The following is a 10782-nucleotide window of genomic DNA, read 5'->3' on the forward strand; positions in this document are numbered from 1 at the left end:
GTGAAATAATATATCTCTTATATTTTTATTTATTTCTGATTTCTTATTTATTTTTTATTTTAGATTATAGATGATAGCTGATAGCTGATAGCTGATAGCTATTACAACCCTTTCTTCACCAAATACCGATACGGTACTGCATCGACTTCTTTGGCGACTAATGTGTGATCCATAAACATACAGAAGCTGGGGATGTCGCGGGTGGTGGATGGGTCGTCGGCGATGATGAGTAAGGTTTCGCCTTCTGCCATTTTACGTACTGCGCCGCGGATCATCATGACAGGCTCTGGGCAGCGTAGGCCGATGGCGTCTAATTGGTGATCGGGGTTATCAAAACTCATGGCGGTGACCTTTATTAAAATGGCGCTAAGCGATTAATTTAAGGCTGCTAGTTTAACGGCCTAACCGCAATAAATAAAGTCACATCACCAATGCTACTCCGGCCATAAAAATATATTTGCAAAAACATATAAAAAAGCCACGTTGATTTATAAATCAACGTGGCTTTTTATCACCAAGAGTTGGTTACGTTTCTAAAGTTAATCAGTCTTGAACACGCTCAAATACGGTTGCGATGCCTTGGCCTAAACCAATACACATAGTCGCTAAACCATATTTTGCGTTTTTGTCTTCCATTAAGTGAATAAGTGACGTGCTGATACGCGAGCCTGAACAACCTAGTGGGTGACCAAGGGCGATTGCGCCGCCGTTCAGGTTCACTTTTTCATCAACCACATCAGCAAGACCTAAGTCTTTTAATACTGGTAATGATTGTGCTGCAAACGCTTCATTAAGCTCAGCTACGTCGATGTCATCAATGGTGATACCTGCTTGTGCCAAGGCTTTTTTACTTGCAGGTACTGGGCCGTAACCCATGATTGATGGATCGCAACCAGCTACCGCCATTGCCTTAACGCGGGCACGAATTGGTAAGCCTAGTGCTTTGGCTTTTTCTTCGCTCATTACTAACATCGCCGAAGCGCCATCAGAAAGTGCAGAAGAAGTACCCGCAGTTACAGACCCCGAAGCAGGATTAAACACAGGGCGAAGCTGTGACAAGCCTTCTACGGTTGTTTCTGGGCGAATGACTTCGTCATCTTCAACTAAAATCAGTGAGCCGTCTGCGTCATGACCTTCCATTGCGAGGATTTCGCGGCGGAAGCGGCCTTCAACCGTGGCTGCATGGGCGCGTTGGTGCGAACGATAGGCAAATTGGTCTTGCTGCTCACGGCTAATACCATGAATTGTTGCAAGGTATTCTGCAGTTAAACCCATAGAACCGGATGCTTGTGCAATTGAAGTAGCAAGGCCTGGGTGAAAGTCGTTACCGTGCGTCATAGGTACGTGACCCATGTGCTCAACACCGCCAATAAGGTAAGTATCGCCAGCGCCGGTCATGATTGCGCGGGCAGCATCGTGTAATGCTTGCATTGATGAACCACATAAGCGATTTACTGTTACCGCAGGCACGGTATGCGGAATGCCTGCAAGCAGTGCGGCATTACGAGCAACGTTAAAACCTTGCTCTAACGTTTGTTGCACGCAACCCCAATAAATATCGTCAATCGATGCTGGATCAACGGCTGGGTTACGATCAAGGAGGCCCTTCATTAAGTGGGCACTTAAATCTTCAGCACGCTTATTTTTAAATACACCGCTTTTAGAGCGGCCCATTGGCGTGCGGATACAATCTACAATTACAGGAGTATTCATGGTCTTATCCTTCCACCTTATAGAAAACACGGCCTTCTTCAGCCCATTTACGAGTTTGCTCAGATACTTGGTAAATCGCACCTAGGTGAGCATATTTGTCTGCTGTTGCAACAAAATTAGCTAGTCCAGTTTGATCTAAGTAACGGAACGCACCGCCTCTAAATGGAGGGAAACCAATACCGTAAATAAGCGCCATATCAGCTTCTTGTGGTGAGGCAATAATGTTCTCTTGTAAACAAAGCAGTACTTCGTTGATCATTGGTACCATACAGCGGTCGATAATTTCTTGTTTATCGAACTCTTTTGGCGCATCAGTGATAGAACTAAGTAGTTCAACAGCTTGTGGATCTTGGGCTTTTTTCAAGCGGCCACGTCTGTCTGGTGCATATTGATAGAAACCTGCTTTGTTCTTCTGACCAAAGCGTTTTTCGTTGGCGAATACAGTCACAGGGTCTTTTTCTTGACGAGACATACGCTCAGGGAAACCATCAGCCATAACGCCAGTACAATGGTAAGCCGTATCAATACCTACAACATCAAGTAAGTAGGCAGGGCCCATTGGCCAGCCAAATACGTTTTCCATGACTTTATCTACTTTTGCAAAATCAGCGCCTTCAACAACTAATTTGCTAAAGCCTGCAAAGTAAGGGAATAAAACGCGGTTTACAAAGAAGCCTGGGCAGTCGTTTACAACAATTGGCGACTTACCTAGTTTTAAGGCGTAATCAACTACGGCATTAATTGTTTGCTCTGAAGTTTTCTCGCCACGGATAATTTCAACTAGTGGCATTTTAGGCACTGGGTTAAAGAAGTGCATACCACAGAAGTTTTCAGGTTTTTCAAGGGCTGTTGCTAGCTCGTCAATACGAATCGTTGACGTGTTAGAAGTTAAAATAGTGCCCGCTGGCATATCTTTTTCAAGGCCGGCTAAAACTGCTTGCTTCACTTTAGGGTTTTCAACCACGGCTTCTACAATGATATCTGCACTTTGTAAGTCGCTATCATTAAGGGTTGGTTTAATTTTTCCTAACGTGGCAACCATTTTCTCCATTGCCATATGACCGCGCTGTACTTTTTGGCCTAATAGCTTAGATGCTTCACCCATACCTAAATCAAGTGCATCTTGTTGGATGTCTTTCATTATGATTGGTGTGCCTTTATAAGCAGATTGGTAAGCGATACCGCCGCCCATAATACCTGCGCCAAGAACAGCGGCTTGTTTTATTTCTAAATCACTGGTTTTAGCAGACTTACGTGCTTTACCCTTGATGTATTGATCAGCAAGGAAGATACCCGTTTGTGCGGCAGCTTCTGGAGTACGAGCAAGTTTAGCAAAATTAGCATTTTCGATTGCCATTGCTTCCGCGCGTCCACAGTTAGCTGCTGCTTTAATAGTGCGAACCGCCATGATCGGAGCAGGATAGTGGCCTTTGGTTTTACCCATTACCATACCTTCAGCCATTGCAAAGCTCATACCTTGCTCAACGCGGTTTAATTTAAGTGGCTGCAGCTTAACATTACGTTTGGCTTGCCAATCTAGCTTGCCAGCAATTGCTAATTCAAGTGTTGAAATACCTGAGTCTAAAAGTTTGTCAGCACTAACTACCGCATCAACAGCGCCTACTTTAAGAGCATCAGCAGCGCGGTTTTCTGCACCAGAGGTGATCCAAAGCATGGCATTATCGGCACCAACGATGCGTGGTAAGCGAACTGTGCCACCAAAACCAGGCATAATGCCTAGTTTTACTTCTGGAAGGCCAATTTTAGCTGTAGAGCTTGCAACGCGATAATCGGTAGCAAGTACCCACTCACATCCGCCACCAAGTGCTAAGCCATTTATTGCGCTTAAAGTTGGGAATGGTAAATCTTCTAATGCGTCAAATACATCTGTGGCATCTTTGATCCAGGTTACTAATTCAGTTTCTGGTTTAGTAAACGTTGGTAAAAATTCGAAAATATCGGCGCCAATAATAAAGTGCTCTTTATCACTGGTAAAAATCATGCCTTTGATATCAGTATTTGCTGCTAATTCTTTTAATGCAGAGGCGCAATCTTTCAAGGTTTGCTGAGACAAAGTGTTGACAGAGCCGGCAACACAAAACTTGAACTCGGCGATATTATCCTTGATGAAAGCAACTTCAAAGGAATCGCTTTTATATAACATTATTATTCTCCCTAGTTAGTGAACTAAGACTGGTACGATGAGTTTGCATTTCAATCAGTGTGCTTGCTTTAAATTAAAATTGCAACGAAAAATTTACTCACCAAGCTTTCTACTGGTTAAAATATAGCTTGTTTGGTGCTAAGGTGTAGGAGAAGTGTTTGTCTTTTATTTACCTTTGAATATTAAGGTCATCATGAAAAAACAATTTTTAAGCTTTGCGGCAGCTGCATTATTATTTCCTTTATTTTCTGCCGACGCTAATACAGAGCATGACGCATTTTTAGATGCGGAGAAAACAGCTAGATATGGAAGTTATCAAGAGTTTAAGGACGCTGTTGAAAAACTGGATCACCCACTAAAGCCTTATGTTGAAAAAGTTTACTGGCAACGCCATCCAGATATTGAGCATCAATCAGAGATTGAACGCTATTTAACTATTTATCAAAATACACCATTAGAGTGGCCTGTGCGTAAAGCATGGTTGCAGAACCTGCAAAAGAAAAAACGTAAAGCGGCTTTTATTAATAATTACCGTGAAACCTCCAACAGTGAATTGACCTGTACGTTTTTACAATACCAGCTTGATTTAGGCGCCCCTGAAAAAGCGATTATGAATCAAGTGACAGAGCTCTGGACTGTAGGTAAGTCGCAACCAGAAGAATGTGACCCTTTATTTAGTATTTGGCGTAAAAAAGGCCATATGAGTCAAGAGTTGATTTGGCAACGTATTACCTTATCGGCACAAGGGGGATCACAAAGTTTACTACCGTATTTAAAAACACTATTGCCCAAGAATGAGCAATACTTAGCTGATTTTTATCGCAAAGTACGCAGTGATCCGAGCGCTGCTGCGGGTATGTACCGTTATAAAAATAAAACAGTGAAAGAAGGAGAAATTGCCCATTACGGCATTAAGCGGTTAATTTGGCGAGATAAAACGTTAGCGCTCAAAGCCTGGGAAAAGCTAGATAAGATGTTTGCTTATTCTGATGAGCAAAAAGCCGATGTGTATTATACATTTGCGTTGGCCTTGGCATCGAGCGGTCATGCAGAGGCGCGCTTTTGGCTCAATAAAGTCCCCAAAGATCGCCAAGACCGTAAATTGATGCAGTGGCAATTGGGTAATATGCTGAAAACCCAAGATTGGTCTGGCATTGTGGCGTTTTTTACCGGCAAAGAGAACTTGAGTCTTGGCCAACAATATTGGTTGGCATACAGTTTAGAGCAACGTGGTGATAGTGAACGCGCTAAAGTGATTTGGCAAACAGTAGCAAAAGAGCGTGACTATTATGGCTTTTTGGCCGCTGCGCGATTGGGATTACCTGTCGAGCTTAATAACCAGCCATTACTTGTCAGTGATAAGTTAGTTGACGAAGTTGCACAGGCACCCGGTTTTAAGCGAGCAAAAGCTATGTATGAACTTGAACGTTTTACTTCCGCGCGCAGAGAATGGAACTATTTAACTCGCACCTCAAGCGAAGAAGAAAAACTTGCAGCATCTAAGCTCGCTGCAGAATTAGATTGGTACGACAGCACTATTTATACCTTGGCGCAAATTAAAGCATGGGACTATGTAGAGTTACGCTTTCCGTTCGCTTTTCAAGATTTGTTTGAGCGTTACAGCAAGCGCAATCATATTGATGTAACTTGGAGTATTGCTATTTCGCGCCGTGAAAGCTCTTTTGCACCTGATGCGCGCTCTCACGCGAATGCTCGTGGTCTAATGCAATTATTGCCAAGTACAGCAAAGTATGTAAATAAAGGCACGGTCTCGAGTAAGCGGCTGAATCAACCGCAAACAAATATTCGCTTAGGTACTGAGTATTTAGAATACTTGAAAAAGAAGAATCAGGGGAATGAGATCCTAGCAACGGCTTCATATAATGCAGGTTATCATAGAATTAAAAAATGGTTACCTGATGAGGCTATGCCCGCTGAATTATGGATAGAATTAATACCGTATCGTGAAACGCGTGAGTACGTAAAAAATGTCTATGCTTATCGGCAGGTTTACCATACTCGAATGGGTCGTGAGGGGAATATTTTGGCGCCAATATTGGATATGAAAATGGGTGGTTAGGAATATACATCAGCACTGGCAGGTGCTTTAACGTATCTGCGTTTAGGTATATATGAGTCTATGATAGACTCTCGTATAAGTTAAATTTTAACAGATGGGTATACTATGGATAAATTAGCCGTTTCATACGCCGAACATATTGCAACACTGCAACAGCGTACTCGCACTATTATTGATCGTGAAGGTTTAGAGGGTTTAGTGATCCACTCAGGGCAAGCTAAGCGCCAGTTTTTAGACGACATGTATTATCCGTTCAAAGTTAACCCGCATTTTAAAGCTTGGTTACCTGTAATAGATAACCCGCATTGTTGGGTTGTAGTGAATGGTAGTGATAAACCAAAACTTATATTTTATCGTCCGGTTGATTTTTGGCACAAAGTACCTGATGAGCCTCGCGAGTTTTGGGCTGACTATTTTGATATTGAATTGTTGCTCAAGCCTGATCAGGTAGAAAAGTTATTACCTTACGATAAAGAGAAATTCGCCTATATTGGTGAGTATTTAGAAGTTGCTCAAGCACTGGGCTTTAGTGTTATGAATCCAGAGCCGGTTCTTAATTACTTTAATTACCACCGTGCGTATAAAACGCAATACGAGCTTGAATGTTTGCGACAAGCTAACCGTATTGCCGTAGATGGTCATAAAGCCGCTCGCGATACGTTCTTTAATGGGGGATCTGAGTTTGATATTCAGCAAGCCTATTTAATCGCAACACGCCAAAGTGAAAATGAAATGCCGTATGGCAATATTGTCGCACTTAATGAAAATTGCGCGATTTTACATTACACCCACTTTGAGCCGAAAGCACCACAAACGCATCATTCATTTTTAATTGACGCTGGTGCTAATTTTAATGGCTACGCTGCTGATATTACGCGTACTTATGATTTTAAAAAGTCTGGCGAGTTTGCTGAATTAATTGCAGCTATGACGCAACATCAAATTGCTTTAGGTAAAGCGTTAAAACCAGGATTGCTTTACGGCGAGTTACATTTAGATTGCCATCAGCGTGTCGCACAAGTTCTGAGTGATTTTAATATTGTTAAGTTACCAGCGGCAGAAATTGTGGAACGCGGTATTACTTCTACTTTCTTCCCGCATGGACTTGGCCACCATTTAGGGCTGCAAGTGCATGATATGGGTGGCTTTATGGCTGACGAGAAAGGCACTCATCAAGCGCCACCAGAAGGACACCCTTTCTTGCGTTGCACTCGTTTAATTGAGAAAAACCAAGTGTTTACGATTGAGCCAGGATTATACTTTATCGATTCATTATTGGGTGACTTAGCGCAAACCGACAACAAGCAGTTCATTAATTGGGAAAAAGTCGAAGCGTTCAAACCATTTGGTGGTATTCGAATCGAAGATAACATCATCGTTCACGAAGATAGCCTTGAAAATATGACGCGTGATCTGGCATTAGATTGATCATAAGTCAGAGTTAGAATTGGGGCCTGCCGGCCCCATTTTTGTATAAGTATATAAAATGTCTGAATATAACTACCCCGCAGCCCCAGTTTTTTATCAAGAAGAGATAAAAAAAAGCACGTTTATTGTGCATATTGCGCACACGCCTGATTTAGCGTCAGCCAAAGCGTTTATTCGTGAAATTGAAAATAAATACAGTGATGCTCGTCATAATTGTTGGGCACATGTTGCTGGTAATCCTGGCGGTAGCCATGTTTATGGCTTTTCTGATGATGGTGAGCCTAATGGTACGGCAGGCAAACCTATGCTTAACGTATTAATTGGTTCTGGGCTTGGGGAAGTAACCGCCGTTGTAACGCGTTATTTTGGTGGTATAAAACTGGGCACTGGAGGTCTAGTAAGAGCATACGGTGGCTCATTGAATAATGCACTGACACAGTTAACAACAACGGTAAAAGTACCGAGTGTTGAGTTGATTGGTTATAGTGATTACAGTATTCAAGGAGCAATTGAACAATTATTAAAAACACAATTCCAAGTTCTTAATATAGAAAAGCAATTTACTGCTAATATTGAATGGATGATCACCATTGATAGTCGTCAAGCTGCGCAAGCTATTAAAGATATTTATGATTTGAGCCATGGCGCAGTTGAGTTAAGTATTAAACAGTAAGACAATAACCATACATCAGAACGATTAACTAATAATAAAAGCGATAGCTACATGCAATTTCGTACCATCATTAAAATTCTTGGCCAACTAGTTGTCTTATTTAGTATTACTATGGTGCCACCGGCAGTTGTCTCGCTAGTTTATAAAGATGGTGGCGGTGTGCCTTTTGTATTGGCGTTTATTTTCAGCGTTATTATTGGCCTAGCTGCTTATTATCCTAATCGACAAGAACATGGTGATTTAAAAGCGCGGGAAGGCTTTTTAATCGTAGTGTTATTTTGGTTAGTACTTGGCGCATTCGCCTCCTTACCACTAATTTTTTTACAAGAACCTAATTTATCCTTAGCTGATGCTGTATTTGAGGCTTTTTCTGGTTTAACCACAACCGGTGCGACAGTGCTTACAGGGATAGAGTACCTTCCCAAATCAGTCTTGTTTTATCGTCAGCAACTGCAATGGTTTGGCGGTATGGGGATAATCGTGCTAGCCGTTGCTATTTTGCCTATGCTTGGTGTTGGTGGTATGCAGTTATATCGCGCCGAAATACCGGGCCCGGTTAAAGATTCTAAAATGACCCCACGCATAGCCGACACAGCTAAACACCTTTGGTATATCTACGTGTCGTTAACCATTGCATGTACACTGGCATATTGGGCGGCAGGAATGGACTGGTTTGACGCAATTTGCCATTCATTTTCGACAGTCGCGATTGGTGGGTTCTCTACCTATGATGCATCAATAGGGCATTTTGACAGCCCGTTAATTAACTTTATTTGTGTGGTTTTTTTGATTATTGCGGCGGTTAACTTTTCTTTGCACTATGCAGCAGTATCAAGTCGCAATCTGCGCGTATATTTACGTGACCCTGAATTTAAGGTGTTCTTGTTTATTCAATTAGCATTGGTTGTCGTGTGCTTTACTGTTTTATCATCGAATAACATCTATGCCGATGGTGACGAAACACTGGACCAAGCACTATTTCAAGCTGTGTCTATCAGCACAACAGCAGGCTTTGCAACAGATACTTTTTCAGCTTGGCCGTTGTTCTTACCAATCCTGTTGATATTTTCTAGCTTTATAGGTGGTTGCGCAGGCTCTACCGGTGGTGGTATGAAAGTAGTGCGAGTGTTTTTACTTTATCTTCAAGGGGTACGTGAGCTTAACCGCCTTGTCCATCCTCGTGCTATCTATTCAATAAAACTGGGGCGTAAGGCCTTACCAGATAAAGTTGTTGAGGCCGTTTGGGGGTTTTTCTCCGCCTATGCGTTGGTATTTGTGATCATCATGCTGGCATTAATGGGCACCGGAATGGACAACATTACGGCATTCTCAGCCACCGCAGCTTGTTTAAATAACTTAGGTCCAGGCCTTGGTGATGTTGCAGCACACTATGGTGCAATAAGTGATGGGGCTAAATGGTTATTAACTATTGCTATGGTATTTGGCCGGTTAGAGATATTTACTTTGTTAGTGTTATTTACACCAACATTCTGGCGTGGCTGATCAGTACTTAAGCTTATCGCTTTAAATTTTATATCGGTTATTATTTATCTTAAATTACTTTTGCAGTTGGAAAGGATATGCCAAAAACAAGACGGCAATTAAATTTAGAAAACCTAGCCTATATTAGTGCTGGTAGTATTGTTGATGTAGAAATATTAACGCCAACAACCAGCAAACGCCTTAAAACTGAGTTTGTTGGGCTATTGCATGATCGCTTTGTAATTTTAAACTACCCACCTGTAAAGCGTTTAAATAACGCAGGAGAGTATTTAAAAGATGGTGTGGTGGTCATAGTCCGAGCTGTACTTGAAAGTGGTGGTGGGCAAGTCATCGCATTTCGAGAGCAAATCATGTCGGTATCCTCACACCCCGCACGGCTTATTTATCTCAACTTTCCAAGCCAAGTACAATTGTTTAGTTTACGTTCGCAAACTCGTATTCCTACATTATTACCAGCAAAAATAAAACTGTGTGACGAACGCGAGTTGCACGGGGTAATTAAAGATATTTCCGTCACGGGGGTTTTATTTGATGTTAAAGGTCAAGATGATCTTAGTGAATTAAAAAATACCCAGTGCAATATTGTGCTTGATAAAAGCAACAAGGGCACCACTGAGTTTAGTGGGCAAATATGCAGTATTAAAAGTCGGGCTATGGGGGCACAGTTCGGAATTCAATTAAGTGCCAGTGAGGATGAAATGAAAACCTTTATGAAAGAGCACTTTATTGATCTTTCGGTACTCGAGCCGCTAGTCTAATTCTGAAGGTATTCGCTATTTTGCAACAAAATAGCGAATATCAAAGAGTGCAATCAAATAACCGCAAATTTATTTTTATTATTGTTAAATATCAATGCTTTAATCTTTTAAATTTATTTTGTCTGTTACTTTTTAGTGCGTTAATTCTACAGCCTATTACTTTACTTACCTGCTATAAAGTGAATCTCACTTAATCTGCGTCATTTTCATCTTTTTTAACTCATTGATTTTAAAATGAAAGGCAAAAATCTCTTCTTGCATGTTGCTAAAAGGCAACAAAAAACAGCGGTAATTTTCTGTAAAAACCTATTTTTAATTTTAATTCATTGATTTTTATGTGTTTTTAAACTTTGGCACCGAAGTTGTAATAGTCTAGTTGTACTGAACGAAATGATGATTTATCAGCAACGTTCGAAACCATAAACATTGAAGGAATATTATTATGAACACATTAAATAAAACA

Annotated in this window: 8 protein-coding genes; 5 read left to right on the plus strand and 3 right to left on the minus strand. The window is 41.4% G+C overall.

All coding sequences use genetic code 11. The features are described from left to right. Positions 1 to 101 precede the first annotated feature (101 nt). The 3 genes from tusA to fadB all read right to left on the minus strand — a co-directional run bounded on the left by tusA (position 102) and on the right by fadB (position 3877). Complete coding sequence (tusA, locus tag CWB85_RS21210) at positions 102 to 341, minus strand: sulfurtransferase TusA (protein ID WP_138555961.1); 240 nt, start codon at positions 339 to 341, stop codon at positions 102 to 104. A gap of 202 nt (positions 342 to 543) precedes the next feature. Next, the gene (gene fadA, locus CWB85_RS21215) at positions 544 to 1713 is read right to left on the minus strand and encodes an acetyl-CoA C-acyltransferase FadA (RefSeq protein WP_138555962.1); all 1170 of its coding nucleotides are present in this window, start codon (positions 1711 to 1713) and stop codon (positions 544 to 546) included. Positions 1714 to 1717: 4 nt separating this feature from the next. Beyond that, entirely contained in the window at positions 1718 to 3877 is a 2160-nt protein-coding gene (fadB, locus tag CWB85_RS21220; protein ID WP_016710414.1) for a fatty acid oxidation complex subunit alpha FadB, read from the minus strand. Between the two features lie 193 nt (positions 3878 to 4070). Between fadB and CWB85_RS21225 the strand changes: the two genes are divergently transcribed. The 5 genes from CWB85_RS21225 to CWB85_RS21245 all read left to right on the plus strand — a co-directional run bounded on the left by CWB85_RS21225 (position 4071) and on the right by CWB85_RS21245 (position 10319). Then, the gene (locus tag CWB85_RS21225; protein WP_016710413.1) at positions 4071 to 5957 is read left to right on the plus strand and encodes a transglycosylase SLT domain-containing protein; all 1887 of its coding nucleotides are present in this window, start codon (positions 4071 to 4073) and stop codon (positions 5955 to 5957) included. A 105-nt stretch (positions 5958 to 6062) separates the two neighbouring features. Beyond that, entirely contained in the window at positions 6063 to 7385 is a 1323-nt protein-coding gene (gene pepQ, locus CWB85_RS21230) for a Xaa-Pro dipeptidase (RefSeq protein ID WP_138555963.1), read from the plus strand. Between the two features lie 58 nt (positions 7386 to 7443). Continuing rightward, positions 7444 to 8058: a YigZ family protein gene (locus CWB85_RS21235; RefSeq protein WP_016710411.1), complete on the plus strand. Its 615-nt coding sequence runs from the start codon at positions 7444 to 7446 to the stop codon at positions 8056 to 8058. Between the two features lie 51 nt (positions 8059 to 8109). Continuing rightward, on the plus strand, positions 8110 to 9561 hold the full coding sequence (locus tag CWB85_RS21240) for a TrkH family potassium uptake protein (protein ID WP_016710410.1): 1452 nt from the start codon (positions 8110 to 8112) through the stop codon (positions 9559 to 9561). A gap of 77 nt (positions 9562 to 9638) precedes the next feature. Further along, a complete protein-coding gene (locus CWB85_RS21245) occupies positions 9639 to 10319 on the plus strand; it encodes a flagellar brake domain-containing protein (protein ID WP_138555964.1) in 681 nt (226 codons plus the stop codon). The last annotated feature ends 463 nt before the right edge of the window (positions 10320 to 10782 follow it).

Source organism: Pseudoalteromonas sp. S1727, from assembly GCF_005886375.1.
Taxonomy (GTDB): domain Bacteria; phylum Pseudomonadota; class Gammaproteobacteria; order Enterobacterales; family Alteromonadaceae; genus Pseudoalteromonas; species Pseudoalteromonas haloplanktis.